Below are 17,428 nucleotides of genomic sequence, written 5' to 3'. Positions count from 1 at the left end.
TGCATGCCGCCATTGAACACCTTGCTGGCGCAAGCGCGGGCGCGCGCGCGCGACAGTGGCCAGGCGCTAGCGGTTGAGCTGGCGGCACTGGCCGGCTGCGAAGTGGCCGACCTCGCTGCGGCAGCGCCTGCCCACCTGGATATGGCATATTACCCGCAGGCCACCATGTTGGCCTGCGCTCCCGAGTTCTCGCTGCTGAGCTTTACTGACTGCGTCAAACGCGTGATCTATCCGTTGCGGCTGCCGGGCGGCGATAGTTTCGTCGTGACCGATCCATGGGACGACCACGCTTTGCAATGGCTGGCCAACAAAGTGGGCGGGTACCCGGCGCTGGCATGGGGCAACAAGGTCGATATCCTGGCAGCGCTGGACCAGGCGCAGCACCGGATCAAAGCATCGAGCAGCCTGTCGGCCGGTGCTCCGGAGCAGCGTAACAGCGTTGGCGATGGCGCAGGAAATGTGATTTCGATCGAAACCATCGAACGCAGCACCAGTCCCATCGTGCGCTTTGTCGATGCGGCCATTTATGATGCCTGGAAAGCTGGTGCCAGCGACATCCATTTTGAATGCGATCGCAATGGCGTGAAGGTCAAGCTGCGCCTCGATGGCGTGCTAGTGCCGGCGTCCGAGCTGCCGGACCGCGTGCGCGCCGAGGAAGTCATCTCGCGCATCAAAGTGCTGGCACAGCTCGATATCGCGGAGCGTCGCGTACCGCAGGATGGTCGCTTCCGCATCGAGCTAGGGGCGCGCGAACTGGACTTCAGGGTTTCTATCATGCCCAGCATTTTTGGCGAAGATGCCGTAGTGCGACTGCTCGACAAGACGCAGTTACGTGGCGATGCTCATGCCATTTCGCTGGCCAGTCTGGGTCTCGATACCGATGCCATCGAGCGCATCCGCCGCTTGGCGAAAAAGCCACATGGCATGCTGCTGGTCACCGGACCGACGGGCAGCGGCAAGACCACGACCTTGTATGCGGCGCTGACGGAGATCCAGACTGGCCAGGAAAAGATCATCACCATAGAAGACCCTGTGGAGTATGAATTGCCGGGTGTATTGCAGATTCCCGTAAACGAGAAAAAGGGATTGACCTTTTCCCAAGGCCTGCGCTCCATTTTGCGCCATGATCCGGACAAGATATTGGTGGGCGAGATCCGCGATGCGGAAACCGCCGAAATCGCCGTACAGGCTGCATTAACGGGCCATCTGGTGTTTACCACCGTGCATGCCAACAGCGTCTTCGACGTAATCAGCCGGTTTGCCCACATGGACATCGATTTATACAGTCTCATGTCGGCATTGAACGGCGTGGTGGCCCAGCGCCTGATCCGCTCGAACTGCCCTATCTGCAGCGTGCCGGAAGCCGCAAGCCAGGAAGTTATCGAACGGTTGAAAGTGACGAATATGGATCTTAGCGAGCTGACGCTAAAAAGGGGCCGCGGCTGCGAGCATTGTCGCAATACAGGTTATAAAGGCCGGCATGCGCTGGCCGAAGTGCTGCCCTTCGACGATACCCTGCGCACCATGATACTGAACCGTGCAAATGTCACCGAGATCAAGCGCTATGCGTTGGAACTCGGCGTACGACCGCTGAATGTGCGTGCGCTGGACTTGGTGGCCAGCGGTGCCACCACGATGGACGAAATTGACCGGGTGGTGGCACATGATTGACGCATACCATGTTTACCTCAACGCCAGCGAGGTAATGCTGCGGCGCCAAACTGGATGGGGACGGTGGCGCCGCGTCGAAGAGATTGCACGCTGGCAGTGGGATGCAGGTACGCCGGCTAGCTTGAATTTTGATGCGCTAAAACTGCGTAAGCGTCGATATGCCACGCTGTACGTGCATGTCGGTTCAGCGCTGGGCAAGTTCATGATGCTTCGACTGCCGTCCGAGCTGCAGGGTGAGCAAGAGGAGCGCGCTGCCGCGGAAGCGCAGATGCAGCATCAACTGGGCTTGAACGCCGGCCAGTGGGAATTCACATTAGACCACTTGCCAACACGAGGAAAGATCGTAGCCTGTGCATTGCGTGCTGATATTGGTGCACGGCTGCGCCAGCTCGCCAACGAGCACAGCTTGCGCCTGCTGTCTGTCCGGCCCTACGTGGCCGGCGTATGGAATGCGATGCAATTACTGCGTGGGCCGGCGACCTTGAATGGCGGCAGGGCAGTGATGATGGTAGAGCGCGATGCTTTCACGATTGTGATTGAAAAGGAAGGCAAGATGGACGCGATGAGCACGATGATACATCGCTGCGAGACCGAAGTGATCAATCGTGAGATTCGGCGCATGGCATATTCCCTCGGTGAGGATGCGCAGCGTCACGTCTACCTGGCGGTGGCAGGCGAGCTCTTGCCGCTGGCGCAGTTGCATGCTGACAAAGTGGTGCGGCATGAGGACTTTCTGCAACCAAACCTCTATGCGGATTTTCGTGACCTGCTATTCCATCCGCCCGTGCAGGGAATGCCATGAAGCTGCAACTCGAATTCATCCGGCACCGTCCCATTCCGTGGCTGGGGCTATTTTGCATGGCCTGTGGGTTGCTCTGGGGAGTAGTGCTACTGGCCGAATCGATCTCCTTACGGGAAGTAGCCAAACGCGATGCGCAACGTGCTGTGCAACTGGAGATGGCGCTAAAGGAACGACATCTTGCAACATTGAAGCTGCAGGCTAGAAGCGACCCGGAAACACAACAGCGCCAAAAAGAACAGGAAAAAGTTATTGCTAGCCTGCGCTATCCGTGGACGAGGGTATTATCCACAATTGAGCAAGCCGCCTCTAACGAGGTCGCCATGTTATCCCTCTCGCATGATCAAGCAACAGGACAGACCCAGATTACGCTCGAGGCGCTGGATAGCCTAGGTCTGATTCGCTTTGTTGATACGCTCAATGAAGGTAGTGAAAGAGGGGCCGAATGGTATCTGACCACTTATCAAACCCAGCCCCAAAGCAACCCGCAAACAGTAAAGGCAATCGTATTGAATAAATAAGGCAAGCTCGCCTCACGACGACTGCTCGAACATACATTGGTTTGACATCTTGGCGGAAGTCAAGGACCCTGTCGAGGCATGGATGACGTACGACAATGAGAGTCGGTATCATATCCTTGAATGACATGATACCGACAATTCTCGCCCAGAAAATGGGCATCCACAGGGCACAAATGAAGCGGCAAGAATACCAAAGACTAACTTTTCCAGCCAAAGAACCCAAGCCGATCAATTTTTTGACGTGAGGATATTGTCTCGCCCAGTATTTGAATGCCGGGTTCTACTTAGTCAGTTATCGATTGTTACTAATGTGACAGAATCCCGCATTAATTTCTTATGATTCAAATCGTTTTTCCAAACGATACATCGATTTTCGTTCGCAAACGACTGATGATGGAATTCAATCCACTAAAAGACTATTTTCATCTATTCAATTTCCACGATATACGCATGGCATTCGGAATTTGGACCATTGCTTAGCGTATAAGCCAGTCGACTCAATCTTTTGCCCGCCAGTTTTGCAGAAATAATCTGCACGTATAGAGCTTTTCTGTTTGTGGGAATATAAATAAGCGAATAGGCACATTGAGCCACTAGCCCCCCTTCAACCCTGAAATAATAAGTATCCCCTTGTACTCCTACTGAAGCTATCGTTTTGTATTCCGCTTCAAACAACAATTCCTCAGAAATTGCCGGAAAACTGATCGTAAAAAATACTAAAAATATTGCTTTCTTTGAAAGTATAAAATTTTTTATTATTTTAATCGCATTGAATTCAAACATAAAATAACCTTTTCATAAAAATATCAAATATTAATCATATTTGCGCCCATCGGCACACGACGCCCATCTTCCCCAGTGATCACTAGTCGAGCAACTATCGTTTGCGAATTACCCATCACACCGGCGGCGATTAGCATATAGGCGACCGAATAGCCGCGACGAGTATCTTGCTCATTCCATGGACCAGCTTATTTTCCTTATGCGCCGGGTTTCGGCATGGAACCTGAGTTCCATAAAATCAGCCACTTCGAACGACAGTTCTTACATCTAGTGTGGAGCGAGAGAAGGCTTCTCTATAAATGAATATGTTCATGCTTTCTCTCGTTTCCATGGTGTACTGTTAAAGATACGCGAGCAAGGTGAAATTTCTACAATCAATGTTCCAAGCGCGACTTTTGAGTGAGAACCTACTTTCTGCGGTGCGTAGCCTGATGACGCACATTTAGCGCGCCAATCATGCCGCCCTCACCACCTCTTTGTCAAATATTTTCGCAAATAAATTTCCAATTTTGATATATTTTCTATAAATTGGTATAAAATAATTTTTCACTTCACGTTGTGTATCGCGTGGCATGCCGCGTTCCCGTTTCTTTCAATAAATATTTACCACATTCATGTGCATCAGGAGAATCTTTTCGTGCTTCTTGTTAAAAAAATAATCACACCCCTGATGCACCTTTGTCTCTCTCTTTTCCTGTTGTTGGCCATGCCCGCCTTGCATGCTGCTCTCCCGGAGTCCAAGGACGGAGCGCAGTTCATTTCGCAGAGCGTACCTATGTCTATGGTCGGCGGACGAAGCTATCCAGTGTCGATCACGATGCGCAATGCGGGAAATACCAAGTGGACGAATCTTTATCAACTGGTTTCTGCAAACCCCGAAGCAAATACAACCTGGGGTACGCAATCGGTGCAGGTCGATTCCGACGTTGCCCGGCAAGGTCAATACACATTCACTTTTAATGTCGTCGCACCGAAAGTTCCAGGAAATTATAATTTTCAATGGCAAATGCAGGGCGATCTGCCCTTTGGTGGGCCATCGACCAATCTGGTGATCAACGTTACGCAAAATCCAAATCCCGCGACGCCGTCCAGTGCAATCCAAGCGGCTTTACTCCAAGCCATCATCGATCTGTTGCTAAGCGATGACACCCCGGTAACTCCGCCGCCCGAGCCACCGCCCTTGCCGCCGAATCCCGACGGCTCGCCCGTCTGGATCGGCTATCCGGCACAACTCAAGAATGCCGATGCCGGTGCCCTGCCGGGGAGCATGGGCGTTGGGAATGGTGCGGCCACTTACAACCTGCCCATCGCGTTGCCGCCCGGCGTGGCAGGAGTGCAACCGAGCTTGAGCCTCAATTACAGCAGCACCGACACCGGTGGCGTGGCGGGCCTGGGCTGGAGCGTGGTGGGCGTCTCGAGCATCGACCGCTGCGGCCGCAATTTTGCGGTCAACAACACCACCGACGTGGCGCGCTTCCTGCCGGCCGATCGTTTATGCCTGGATGGCCAGCAACTGGTCCTCATTAACGGCAATCATGACAACGATAGCGACTATTGGCGCGACGGGGCCGAGTACCGTACCGAGATCGACACGTTCAGCCGCATCCGCACGACGCTCGCGAACGGCCGCCACAGCTTCACGGTGGAGACCAAGACTGGCCAGACATTGACCTATGGTGATCGCGCCGATACCTATTTGCTGGGCCAAGGCCGTACCGACGGGCTAGCGCACCGCTGGTGGCTGTCGGGCAGCACGGACCGCTCGGGCAACACCATTGGCTATTGGTACAACCTCGATGCGGCAAGCGGCGAAAGCCGGTTGGCCCAGATCCGCTGGGGTGGCAACACACGCGCCGGCCAGGCGATGTTCGTCAAGGTCGAACTGCAGTACGAAGCCCGGCCCGATGCGCAGGTGGCCTATGTGTCCGGCAGCCGTTTCGACGCACGTCTGCGCTTAAAAAGCATTGTGACCAGCACCGATACACAAGCTGACGGTAGCGGCGGCACGCCGGCGTTGCGGTATAACCTGGCGTATGAACTGAGTGCTAGCAGCGGGCGCAGCCTGCTCAAGACGGTACGGACATGCGATGCCAGCGGCATATGCTTGCCGGCGACGACGTTTGACTGGGGCAAGAAAAATCCGAATGCGCCGCGCGCTTTTGTCAGCCTGGGCGGCGTGCGCCAGGGACCGAATTTGATGGCGATGGGCAGCGATGCCGCGTGGTTCAGCAATAGCCCGCAGGGCATGCTGGCATTCGGCGATTTTAACGGCGACGGCAAGACTGACATCTTGGAGCGTTACCGTGTCGCCGCCAATAACTACCAGCAGCGCCTGTTCCTTTCGAATGCCGATGGCAACGGCTGGACGGTCTCGACGCCGATGAACAGTATTTCCGGCCATGTGATGGAAACCGGTGATTTCGATGGTGACGGTCAGCTCGATCTACTCGTTGCTGACCAGCCACTCGGCCAGTACCGTATCAGCAACTGGCGCTTGTGTCATTCGCGCCTGAGTACCGGCGGCGGATTTGTCTGCAGTACCACGCTCAGTTTCCCTGTCGATGCCTTCAACATCTTCTTGCCACCGAAACCATCGCGCATGGTGGGCGACTTCAATGGTGACAATCGTGACGACCTGTTGCTCTCGGCCGGTGATGTGTATGGCGACAAAAAATACAAATGCCTCTCGACGGGAAGCGCGTTCGACTGCAGAGCGGTGAACGGCACCAATGAGGATATGCTGTTAGGTGACAGTCTTAACGAGGGACGCGTGGGCGCACACCCGAATGCCGACATGGATGGCGACGGACGAACCGAACAGGTCATGCTAAACGGCTGCGTCTGGGAATTAGAAGATCCCTTGGCTTCAAAAAGAATATGGACATGCCCAAAAGAGGGAGTCTATGTGTACACACGCAGCAAGATTGGGACGTTCGATTACTCGTCCGGCTGGTTCCCGATCACGGCTGTCAGCCCAACCCGCGTGTTGGAGCCGGCAACATCGGGCGTCTTGACCAGCGACTTGAATGCGGACGGGCTGACCGATATGGTGTTTGCTGCGGCACTGCTGAAAAACAATAGCGAATTTACATCGACCAATGGCTACGTTTGCTACTCGAAAGGTGGCAATGCAGGAGGGGATTGCCGCGCTTTACCCGCTTCCGGGACCGGTTATTCGCATGAGGTCGTGACGCTAGGAGACTTCGATGGCGATGGCGTGGTCGATGTCTTGCGTCCCGCCCATGACACCCGGAACACCGCCAATATCTCCGCTTACCAGTTGTGCCATGTGGGCGCCGATGCGAGCACGCATACCTGCGAAGCCTGGACGGGTTCCACCTTTTACACGCCATCCGGCTTCACGAAGGACACCCCGCCACCAGCGAACACGTATCTTATTAAAGTGGAATCGCAATTCCTGGGCGACTTCAACGGCGACGGCAAGCAGGACATCGTCAGCTATCTGGGCGGTAGCAACTGGGAAATTTCCGGCGCCGCCGACCAGGCCATGCCTGGCCAGGCCATCGATAAGCTGATCAGCGTGACCAATGGTTTGAGATTGGTTGAAAAAGTGGAATATGCCGCTGTCAACGATGCCACCGTCTACCAGGACGTGGCCTACGATATCCGCGGCCAACCGATCATGCCGGCGTATCCGATCAAGCGCGCACCGGTGACGCGGCAGCTGGTAAAGACTTTCAGCCGCAGCAACGGGCAGGGCGGCTGGGTGACGTCGCGTTATCGCTATGCTGGCAACGCCAACGACGGTTCCGGCCGTGGCAACCTCGGTTTTGCACGGCAGGATGTGACCAATGCGCAGAGTGGGCATGTCACGACCACCTGGTACCGTCAGGATTTCCCGTTTATTGGCATGGTCGGAGCCAGCCAGACGACTCAGTATGCGCAGGTTGCACCGGTACCTGCTGCCAATGTCCTCAGCGACATGCGCCAGACGCTGAGCCAGTACACCGTTACGCAGGCGAACAACAAGATCACCCGTCACCCGTTCGTGCAAACCTCGAGCGTGTCGCGCCGCGACCTCGATCAGAGCGACATGGGCAACGTCACCACGACCAACGAAGTCGGGGCCTATGGCAACCTGCTCAGCAGCACCGTCATCGCCACGGTACCCGGCGGCGAGACGTTCAAGTCGCAGATCGTGCACACCTACGCTAGCACTGAAGCCACCTGGCGCCTGGCCGACCTGACGAAGACGACCGATACCCGCACTTCGCCGTCCTTGACGGTCACGCGCACGAAGGCCTATACCTATGATGCACAAGGTTTGCTGCTGACGGAAACGCAGCAAGAGAATGACCCCACACTCAAGCTGATGACGTCCTACAACCGCCTGGGCAATTTGTCTGGACTGGTTAACAAGATCACGCAGAGCTGGTTCGATCCGGCCAGCAACACCGCGCAAACGCGCATTGTTTCCGAAGTGGAGTATGACACTCGGCGCCGCTTCCCGATCTCAAAGAAGAACGCGCTGGGGCAGGTGGAATCGTATCCAGCGTACGATGCCGCCAGCGGCATGCTGAAACAGCGCATCGACATCAACGGCCTGGTGTATAACCAGACGGTAGATGGCTTCGGTCGCAAACGCATTGAAACCGCACCAGACGGCAACGAGACGCGCAGCTACGAAAAGGTGTGCGACGCCAGCTGTCCGGCCGGCGCGGTCGCGATCGCGATCACCGACTACATGAAAAATGGCCAGCGCGTCGCCTTGCCCAAGCTGGTGTACAGCGATAGCGCCGGGCATGTGCTGCGCACGCAAAGCTGGGCTTTTGATGGCAAGCTGGTGGTGACTGACAGCCGTTACGATGCGCGTGGCCGCCTGGCTGAAACCTACTGGCCGCGTATCATGAGCGCGGCTCAGGTGTCGGCCAGCCGGCTCGCTTACGACGACCTGGACCGCGTGACGAGTACCGCGACCCGCAACGATGCGGGCCAAGAATTGACGGCGACTACCGAGTATGCGGGGCTGCGCACCGTCCTGACCAACGCCAAGGGACAGCGCAAGAGCGATACACGCAATATGCAGGACAAGCTGGCCAGCAGTGTTGACGCGCTCGGTGGTACCACCACGTACACATACGACGGCTACGGCAATCTGCTGCAGACCCAGGATCCGGCCGGCAATGTGGTCACGGTCAGCTACGATGCCTTGGGACGCCGGATCGCGCTGAACGACCCGGACCTGGGCAAGATTACGTATGGTGTTGACGCGCTGGGCCAGGTCTGGAAACAGGTCAGCCCGCGGCAATCGGCCGCCGGCAGCGCGACGACGCTGCGCTATGACGCGCTGGGGCGCATGCTGCAACGCAGCGAGCCCGATCTGATCGGCTACTGGAACTATGATCTGCTTCCTGGCCAGAGTAATTGCGCGGCGCTGAAAAGCTGCGGCCAGTTAGTGCAAGCGTACACGACGGATCTCACCGGCAAGGTCGATTATCGGCGCGAGCACAGTTTTGATGCACTGGGCCGGCCTGCCATCACCACGACCCGCCTGGACCAGGTACAGTCCGCGACTTATAAAGCCACGACCGGCTATGATGCCTGGGGCCGATTGCTGACCCAGTCCTACCAGCGCGGCAGTGATACGGCGAAGGTGTTTACGCAGCGGTATAACGAACGCGGTTATTTGGAAAGCATCGGGCGCGGCCCGCTGTTACTGTGGCAGGCGACGGCGCAGGATGCCGCGCACCGCGTGACGGCCGCTACGCTGGGCAACGGCTTGAAGATGGCCCGCGAGTACAACCCGAATACCGGCTACCTGTCGTTTAGCACCTTGAACAATGCGCAGAACCAGGGGCAGCTGACTGAATCGTATAACTACGACGCGCTGGGCAACGTGAAGCAGCGCGCGCAATACTGGCCGGGCGCCGGGCTCGTGGGCTTCACGGAAGAGTTCAGTTACGATGGTCTGAACCGTCTGACCAGCGCCACGGTGGCGGGCCAGCCTGTGCAAAGCTTCCGCTACGATGGTATCGGCAATCTGCTGTCGAAGACCGGTGTCGGCACGGGCGACTACGTATATGCGCCGGCGGGTGGCCGTCTGCCACATGCGGTCAAGTCGATTCCTGGCATCGGCACGCTCGATTACGACATCAATGGCAACCTGCTCTCAGGCGCCGGGCGCGCGCTCAGCTGGACCAGCTTTGACATGCCGCGTTCGATCAGCAAGGGCAGTGAGAACAGCATCTTCATGTATGGGCCAGAACACCAGCGTGCGCGCCAGGAGCGCAACGATGGTACGACGACGTACTACGCGGGCGCCATGGAAGTGGACGTCAAGGGCGGCGCGCCAACTGTCAAAACCTACTGGCCGATGGGGCTGGGGGTGGAGATCGACAAGCCAACGGGCAGTACAGAGCTGAACTGGACGCATCTGGATCGCCTGGGCAGCGTGGTGGCGATCAGCAATGCGGCCGGTGTAGTCAAGGAGCAGCTGGCCTATGACAGCTGGGGCAAGCGCCGCAAGGCTACTGGTTACGGGATTCCGGACTGCCTCGATTGCGTGACGGATAACCGCGGCTATACGGGCCATGAAATGCTCGACAAGCTCGACCTGGTGCACATGAACGGGCGCATCTATGATCCCTTGCTGGCGCGCTTCATGAGCGCCGATCCGTTGATCCAGGATCCGATGCATAGCCAGAGTTACAACCGCTATACTTATGTGTGGAACAACCCGACCAATCTGACGGATCCCAGCGGATTTGCGGCAAAAAGTGAGTCGGGAAATCAAACTGAGAACATTGCAGACAGACTAATGCGTGAGAACGCTGAGCGATGTGAGAAGGTCGGCGGAAATTGTAGGTTAGTTGGGGATCGTGGCAACGCCAAACCATCGAATAGTGCGGATAATGCGAGTAACATGGGCGCTGATAAGGTATCGGCAAACAGTAGGGATGACACCGTTCGCGATGCAATGCTATCGAGTCCAAACCCTGCCGTTGCTCAGGGGGCGGCCTGCGTAGGTCACGAAGGAGCTTGCGCTACCGGGCTCGGCTCCTTGCTCGGTGGTGGCTGGCTAGGTAGCACCAAAGTTGGACAGGTAGTCTTGGGACTCTTTGGATTCGGGTCCCAGGTACAAAACATGGCTGACGGTGTTCCTCCTAGTGTTATTCCATCGGTTATTGTTAGTGGATCAAGAGCGGAGGCTGCTGCTTTACGGGCCGCAGATGCTGCGGCGCAGGGTGAACTGAGTTTTGGGCGAAAGTTAGACTTCCTCTTCAATAGAGGGATTGATCAATCCAATGCCTATAATGCAGCGCGTGCAGCTGGTAACGCGGGACGTATTGGAATTGCTGACAATCCACTCAATCGTGCAGAGGTTGGCCGCTTATTCAACAATGCATATCGAGATTCATCTACCATTGTCCCTAGCTCTGTGCCTGGTCGAACTATGCATGAATTCTTTCTTCCTGGAGTAACTAGCACTGGATCAAAAATTCAGTTTGTCGAAGAAGAAGGTCGGGTAATCACGATTATTGCTAAGTAAAAATATATGGCTATTACAACTATTGAATGGACCGGAGTCGAATCCAAAAGTGCTCTTGCTTCAGTTTTGCTAGATGAGGTTCCCATTGGACATGTCGAGACCGCTGACGCGAATACTTGGGGTTTTTTTTGCTTGCCAAATGGAGAGAAACTCACTGTTGGGTATGCTAATTTGGGTTTGGTGCCAATAGGGATTTTTATAAAAGAAAATATTTTCGTAGGGATATGTGAAATCGTTGCATGTTTTAACTCCAATAATTTTGAGAAGAGGTTTTCATATAGAATGCCTTGTGTTTTCCATGAATTTATATTTTTCTCTGAAGAATTAATTCTTCGAGATGAAATTGGATTTATCAATATTTCATTCAATGGTGATGAAAGATGGAAATATCTGACTAATGGGCCAATTGATAAATTTGAAATAAATGAAAATTTCATTAAAGGAACTACTATTGATGGTGAAGGATTTCATTTTTCTATATAAGTAACATAAAATCCTTTTTCTGGAGAATGACAGTACGATGGAAGATGGCGGCCAACTTGGCACGATGCGGGGAGTCCCCGCTCCCCCAACCATGTCTCACACATGACGCACGCTGACACGAGCCCTCAAAATCTCCCATATGCTGTTGAATCTACGGGGTAAATCGTGTCAGACACTTTGCTGTTTGTGAACGGCCGCTGGTATGGCGGCCGTTGTGCTTTGTCAGCAAAATCAAAGTGCTACGCTGTCAGACAATGTCTGCCGGCTATGTTTGATGCGCAACTCGTTGATGAGCTGGGCATAGGTGATGTCACCAGCGATCATGCGGCCGGCGTCCACGGCGTTGTCATCGACCAGTTCAATGCCTTCTAAGGCCCATGACGCTTTAATCTCCAGCCATGCCGGATGCGCGTTAGCCAGATCGATGTAATGCCGGCGCTGGCGTGCTGCATCGAGCGATACGATATCGGTGGTTGCTGGTGGCTGGATATCTGGCATGATGAAATTTCCTGAAATAGTTTGAAAACCAGTGAAATAAGCTGCAAATATCTGCAAACCGTTGAAATTATTTGCGACTCAATGAAATTCTCTGAAATAGCGTGAAATTCTGCTGTAATTGAGCTAGCCAATGCAAAACCCGCTTGATTGAATACGCTCTTTTGCCCTGTTTGCGATGATCCGATACCGCATCTGGGGGCAAAAATGATGGTCAAAAGGCCGTCCTAAACTACTACACACCATACGCACATCACAGATGTTCCCGCAACCCGCATGAATTCAAGGATCGCCTGTAACACAAAGGGCTGCTTCGTGTTTTACAGCCGCAGGCAAGCCCTTGATTCGTCGATGAAAAATCTTCCAAATCTGTGATACAGACCGATTGGTGTTTGTAGAGCTATCTTTAGTTTTAAAAAAAGCCGTCCCCAACCCGCTGCTGATGGTGCGGGTGATGGGTACGGCTTTATTTTTTAGCTGCTAAGGAAGAAGGCTATGCGTTGGCATTTGCCTGGGCCAGCATGGTCTCCAGCATTTCCACGACAAAGCGCTGCTTCTGCTTCGGCAGCTCGTTGATGCGTTCCATGCTGCGCTCTAACTGTGATGCTGGTCCGCGCTTGGCATGGACCTTCACGGCAGTACCCAGCAGCTCATCGATCTGAACCCGAAGCGCACGCGCCAAGGTTGGCAGCAGCGACACTGGAACGCGCCGACGGCCGACTTCGTAGGACGCCACCATCTGCTGAGAAATGTCGAGCGCCTGGGCAAGCTGAACTTGCGTCAGGCCTTGATCCTTACGCAATTGCGCGATGCGGGCACCCAGTACCTTGAAATATTCCTTCTCGTCTTGGGTCATGACTGAAATCCATTGCTGCTGTATCGACTTCATAACGATAACCCCTGTTTTTGATTGGTAGTTGACTCTACGCCAAAATGGCGTAGACTGCAAACCAGTTATTTTCTTTCAAACCCCCTTGACAGGTTTTTTGCAAAAGGTCGATTTTTATGGCGCGTATCCCGGCAGCGGAAATTGAACGGCTCAAAGCTGAGGTATCGCTGGTCCGGCTGATGGAGACCGCCGGCATCGAGCTGAGTAAGAAGGGCAAGGACTACACCTGCCGCTGCCCGTTTCATTAGGAAGCGACGGCCAGCCTGATCGTGACGCCGACCAAGAACCTGTTCCACTGCTTCGGCTGCGGTGCGGCCGGCGGGCCGGTGGACTGGCTGATGAAGTTCGACAAGCTGTCGTTCCGCGCCGCCGTCGAACGGTTGCGCAGCGAGCTGGGACTGGGCACTACGCCGGCACCGACCAAGCCGCTGGCCACCGGCAAGCTGAAGGCGGCACCGCTGCCACTGGGCGACGACGCGGACGGCCAGACCGCGATGCGCCAGGTGCTGGACTACTACCACGAGACCTTGAAGCAAAGCCCGGAAGCGCTGGACTATCTGAAAATCCGTGGCCTGCATCACCCCGAGCTGATCGAGCGCTTTAAACTTGGTTACGCCAATCGGACGCTGGGCTACCGGCTGCCGAACAAGGCGTGGAAGGAAGGCCAGGAAGTGCGCGGCCGGCTGCAAGCCATCGGCCTGTTGCGCGAGTCCGGCCATGAGCATTTCAATGGCTCGCTGGTCGTGCCGGTGATCGACACCAACGGCGTGGTGCACGAAGTCTACGGCCGCAAGATCCTCAACAACCTGCGCACCGGCACCGCCTACCACCTCTATCTGCCTGGCCCACATGCCGGCGTGTGGAACGAGGAAGGCGTGATCGCCAGCGGCGGCGAGGTGATCCTGTGTGAAGCGCTGATCGACGCCATGACGTTCTGGGTGCATGGCTTTAGCAACGTCACCGCCAGCTACGGCGCGGGCGGTTTTACCGATGACCACCTGGCCGCGTTCCAGCGGCACGGCGTCAAGCGCGTGCTGATCGCCTACGACCGCGACGATGCCGGCAACCAGGCCGCCACCGCGTTGGCGGAAAAGCTGACGGCGCTGGGCATAGCCTGCTACCGCATCCTGTTCCCGAAGGGGATGGATGCCAACGAGTACGCGCTCAAGATGGCCCCGCCGGACAAGGCGCTGGCCCTGCTGATCCGCAAGGCCGAATGGATGGCGGAAGGGCACGGCCCCGCGCCCACGTCCGCGCCGGCTGATGCTCTTGCCGCCGTTGCTGATGTTTCCCCCTTAGCTGCCGACGTGGTGCTTGATCCGCCAGCGCCGGTCGAACCTGCCGCGTCGGTCGTCGCCGAGCCGGCGCTGGCCAGCCCGCTGCCGCCCGCGCCGCAAGTCGATACGCCGATGGAGCAGAGCGACGCCGAACTGGTGCTGACCTATGGCGAACGGCGCTACCGCGTGCGCGGGTGGAAAAAGCCGTTGAACCCCGAGGCGCTGAAAGTGAATCTGCTGGTGTCGCGCGACGAGCGCTTCCACGTCGACACCTTCGACCTGTACCAGGCCAAGGCGCGGGCGGCGTTCATCAAGCAGGCCGGCGTCGAACTGGGCGAACCCGAGGACGTGCTGAAACACGACCTTGGCCGCGTGCTGCTCAAGCTCGAAGAGCTGCAAACGGCCAACCTGCAGGCGGCGCTCAAGAAGGAAGACGAGGGACCGAAGCTGTCCGATGCGGAGCAGGCCGCCGCGCTGGAGCTGCTGAAATCGCCCGAACTGCTGGCGCGCATCCTGGCCGACTTCGACGCCTGCGGCATGGTCGGCGAAGAGACCAATAAACTGGTGGGCTATCTGGCGGCCGTGTCGCGCCAGTTAGACAAGCCGCTGGCCGTGTTGATCCAGTCGTCCAGCGCCGCCGGCAAGTCGTCGCTGATGGACGCGGTGCTAGCCCTGATGCCCGACGAGGCGCAGGTGCGCTACTCGGCCATGACGGGCCAGAGTCTGTTCTACATGGGCGAGACCAGCTTGAAGCACAAGATACTGGCCATCGCCGAAGAAGAAGGCGCGGCGCAGGCCAGCTACGCGTTAAAACTGCTGCAATCGGATGGACAGGTCAGCATGGCATCGACCGGCAAGGACGCCACCACGGGCCTGCTGACGACGCACGAATACAAGGTGGAGGGGCCGGTTATGCTGTTCCTGACCACGACGGCGATCGACATCGACGAGGAACTGCTGAACCGCTGCGTGGTGCTGACGGTCAACGAGAGCCGCGAGCAGACCCGCGACATCCACGCCTTGCAGCGCAAGCGCCAAACGCTGGAGGGCTTGCTGGCCGACGAAGAGCGCGACGCCATATTGACCCTGCACCGCAACGCCCAGCGCCTGCTGCAACCGTTGAAGGTGGTGAACCCCTACGCCGACCGGCTGACCTTCCTGGACGACAAAACACGCACTCGGCGCGACCACATGAAATACCTGTCGCTGATCCGCGCCATCACCTTCCTGCACCAGTACCAGCGCACCATTCACACGGTGCAGCACCGCGGCAAGGCGGTGCGCTACATCGAGGTGACGGCCGATGACATCGCCACCGCCAACCGCCTGGCGCACGACGTGCTGGGCCGCACGCTGGACGAGCTGCCGCCGCAGACCCGCAAGCTGCTGACGACCTTGTACGGCTGGGTCAAGACGGAAGCCGAGCGGCTGGCGATGAAGCCGGCCGACCTGCGCTTCAGCCGCCGGCTGGTGCGCGAGCTGACCGGCTGGGGCGACACCCAGCTCAAGATACACCTGGCCAGGCTGACCGAGCTGGAATACATCCTGGCGCACCGCGTGGCCCGTGGCCAGGGACTGGAATACGAGCTGGTCTATGACGGCGAGGGCGATGCCGGTGGCCGCTTCCTGATGGGGCTGACCGACATGGCGCAGCTCGATGGCAAGGCCACCTTGCCCTACGACGCTCAGCGGTCGGGGGTACATGGCGAGCGGTCGGCCCCCGGTCGGGGTGTGGTCGGGGTGCGGTAGGCCACTGGTCGGCAGGATGAAATTGCCTTGATTGCCAGTGCTGATGCGGCTTGCGACGAAGCGAGCAACGATGATGTGCAAAAATCGCGTCAGGCCATCACGGCGCGCAGCCCGTCGTATCGTAGCGCAACCGCCGTGCTGGCCGCCAGCGCGGCCGGCGACGCCTGAGGACAGCGACCATGGCGCGCAAGGGAACGTCCACCGCCAAGGCCGTCATCGGCGACGTGCGCGACCGCGACAGTCTGTACAACCACCTGTTGCGCTTCAACGCCTGGCAGCATGAGAAGAATTATTCGCTGGCCACCATCGAGGCCCGCGACGTCTACATCCGTTACTTCCTGATCTGGTGCGACGAGCGCGGTCTCGGCCGGCCGCAGGACATCACCAAGCCGATCCTGGAACGCTACCAGCGCTATCTGTTCCTGTACAGGAAGGAGGACGGCCAGCCGCTCACCACGCGCAGCCAGCACACGCGCATCACGCCGCTGCGCGCCTACTTCAAATGGCTGGCGCGGAACAATCACATCCTGTACAACCCGGCCAGCGAGCTGGAGCTGCCTCGACTGGAGCGCCGGCTGCCCAAGCACGTGCTGACGATCCGCGAGGCCGAAACGGTGCTGGCCCAGCCCGATCTCGGCACGCCGACCGGCATCCGCGACCGCGCCATGTTGGAGACCTTGTACAGCACCGGCATGCGCCGCATGGAGCTGTTGGCCCTGCACCTGCACGACATGGACGCCGACCGGGGCACGGTGATGATCCGCCAGGGCAAAGGCAAGAAAGACCGCATGATCCCCATCGGCGAGCGCGCCCTGGAGTGGATCGCCAAGTACCGCGACGACGTGCGCCCGGAGCTGGCCAGCGGTGGCGACGACGGCACGCTGTTCCTGTCGAACCTGGGCGAGGCGTTCACCCCGAACCGGCTCACGCAGCTGGTGCGCGATCACGTCAACGCGGCCGGCATCGGCAAGACCGGCGCTTGCCACCTGTTCCGCCACACGATGGCGACCCTGATGCTGGAGAACGGGGCCGACATCCGGTTTATACAGGCCATGCTCGGCCACGCCGACCTGTCCACCACGCAGATTTACACCCAGGTGAGCATCCGTATGCTCAAGGACATCCACACCGCCACCCATCCGGGCCGCGTGATCGCCGCCGGCCAGGCCGGGCAGGGCGATGCCGGTGACGACATCGAGCGCGCCGCCTTGCTGGCCATGCTTGACGCCGAAGCCAACGAGGAGGATTGAG

Annotated in this window: 10 protein-coding genes and 1 pseudogene; 8 read left to right on the top strand and 3 right to left on the bottom strand. The window is 57.4% G+C overall.

Annotated elements, in window-relative coordinates:
* Positions 1 to 12: 12 nt before the first annotated feature.
* Genes U0004_RS29685 through U0004_RS29675 form a run of 3 tightly spaced genes read left to right on the top strand, consistent with a single transcriptional unit; the run spans position 13 to position 2,991 of the window.
* Positions 13 to 1,671, top strand: coding sequence for a GspE/PulE family protein (locus U0004_RS29685; protein WP_370452842.1), 1,659 nt, complete (start codon positions 13 to 15; stop codon positions 1,669 to 1,671).
* A complete protein-coding gene (locus U0004_RS29680; RefSeq protein ID WP_070257944.1) occupies positions 1,664 to 2,473 on the top strand; it encodes a hypothetical protein in 810 nt (269 codons plus the stop codon). Before U0004_RS29685 ends, U0004_RS29680 begins: the two co-directional genes overlap by 8 nt.
* Entirely contained in the window at positions 2,470 to 2,991 is a 522-nt protein-coding gene (locus tag U0004_RS29675) for a hypothetical protein (protein WP_070257945.1), read from the top strand. Before U0004_RS29680 ends, U0004_RS29675 begins: the two co-directional genes overlap by 4 nt.
* Before the next feature lie 426 nt (positions 2,992 to 3,417).
* Here the strand turns inward: U0004_RS29675 and U0004_RS29670 are convergent, their stop codons facing one another.
* The gene (locus tag U0004_RS29670; RefSeq protein WP_139144214.1) at positions 3,418 to 3,774 is read right to left on the bottom strand and encodes a hypothetical protein; all 357 of its coding nucleotides are present in this window, start codon (positions 3,772 to 3,774) and stop codon (positions 3,418 to 3,420) included.
* Between the two features lie 637 nt (positions 3,775 to 4,411).
* Here U0004_RS29670 and U0004_RS29665 point away from each other — a divergent pair.
* Positions 4,412 to 11,284 (top strand): FG-GAP-like repeat-containing protein, encoded by a 6,873-nt coding sequence (locus U0004_RS29665; RefSeq protein WP_139144215.1) that lies wholly within the window; start codon positions 4,412 to 4,414, stop codon positions 11,282 to 11,284.
* 6 nt (positions 11,285 to 11,290) lie between these two features.
* The gene (locus U0004_RS29660; RefSeq protein ID WP_139144216.1) at positions 11,291 to 11,767 is read left to right on the top strand and encodes a hypothetical protein; all 477 of its coding nucleotides are present in this window, start codon (positions 11,291 to 11,293) and stop codon (positions 11,765 to 11,767) included.
* 231 nt (positions 11,768 to 11,998) lie between these two features.
* Here U0004_RS29660 and U0004_RS29655 read toward each other — a convergent pair whose 3' ends face one another.
* Both U0004_RS29655 and U0004_RS29650 read right to left on the bottom strand, forming a co-directional pair.
* A complete protein-coding gene (locus U0004_RS29655; RefSeq protein WP_070257947.1) occupies positions 11,999 to 12,265 on the bottom strand; it encodes an antitoxin VbhA family protein in 267 nt (88 codons plus the stop codon).
* 490 nt (positions 12,266 to 12,755) lie between these two features.
* On the bottom strand, positions 12,756 to 13,118 hold the full coding sequence (locus tag U0004_RS29650; RefSeq protein WP_217495257.1) for a helix-turn-helix domain-containing protein: 363 nt from the start codon (positions 13,116 to 13,118) through the stop codon (positions 12,756 to 12,758).
* A gap of 149 nt (positions 13,119 to 13,267) precedes the next feature.
* On the opposite strand from U0004_RS29650, the pseudogene U0004_RS29640 reads away from it, so the two are divergent.
* The 3 genes and pseudogenes from U0004_RS29640 (at position 13,268) to xerC (ending at position 17,427) form a co-directional block, all read left to right on the top strand.
* Positions 13,268 to 16,177 (top strand): annotated as a pseudogene (locus tag U0004_RS29640) (CHC2 zinc finger domain-containing protein).
* Positions 16,178 to 16,204: 27 nt separating this feature from the next.
* Positions 16,205 to 16,345: a hypothetical protein gene (locus U0004_RS29635; protein WP_167468734.1), complete on the top strand. Its 141-nt coding sequence runs from the start codon at positions 16,205 to 16,207 to the stop codon at positions 16,343 to 16,345.
* Positions 16,346 to 16,356: 11 nt separating this feature from the next.
* Entirely contained in the window at positions 16,357 to 17,427 is a 1,071-nt protein-coding gene (gene xerC / locus U0004_RS29630) for a site-specific tyrosine recombinase XerC (RefSeq protein WP_070257949.1), read from the top strand.
* Position 17,428 lies beyond the last annotated feature (1 nt).

Source organism: Janthinobacterium lividum (genome assembly GCF_034424625.1).
GTDB classification, from domain to species: domain Bacteria; phylum Pseudomonadota; class Gammaproteobacteria; order Burkholderiales; family Burkholderiaceae_D; genus Janthinobacterium; species Janthinobacterium lividum.
Note: the sequence above shows the minus strand (reverse complement) of the source record. Positions and strands in the feature narration are given on the sequence as shown.

Bases quoted from the DNA above. Each gene is read 5' to 3' on its own strand.
- U0004_RS29680 (WP_070257944.1), top strand. From the start codon at position 1,664: ATGATTGACGCATACCATGTTTACCTCAACGCCAGCGAGGTAATGCTG.
- U0004_RS29675 (WP_070257945.1), top strand. From the start codon at position 2,470: ATGAAGCTGCAACTCGAATTCATCCGGCACCGTCCCATTCCGTGGCTG.
- U0004_RS29670 (WP_139144214.1), bottom strand. From the start codon at position 3,774: ATGTTTGAATTCAATGCGATTAAAATAATAAAAAATTTTATACTTTCA.
- U0004_RS29660 (WP_139144216.1), top strand. From the start codon at position 11,291: ATGGCTATTACAACTATTGAATGGACCGGAGTCGAATCCAAAAGTGCT.
- U0004_RS29655 (WP_070257947.1), bottom strand. From the start codon at position 12,265: ATGCCAGATATCCAGCCACCAGCAACCACCGATATCGTATCGCTCGAT.
- U0004_RS29650 (WP_217495257.1), bottom strand. From the start codon at position 13,118: ATGACCCAAGACGAGAAGGAATATTTCAAGGTACTGGGTGCCCGCATC.
- xerC (WP_070257949.1), top strand. From the start codon at position 16,357: ATGGCGCGCAAGGGAACGTCCACCGCCAAGGCCGTCATCGGCGACGTG.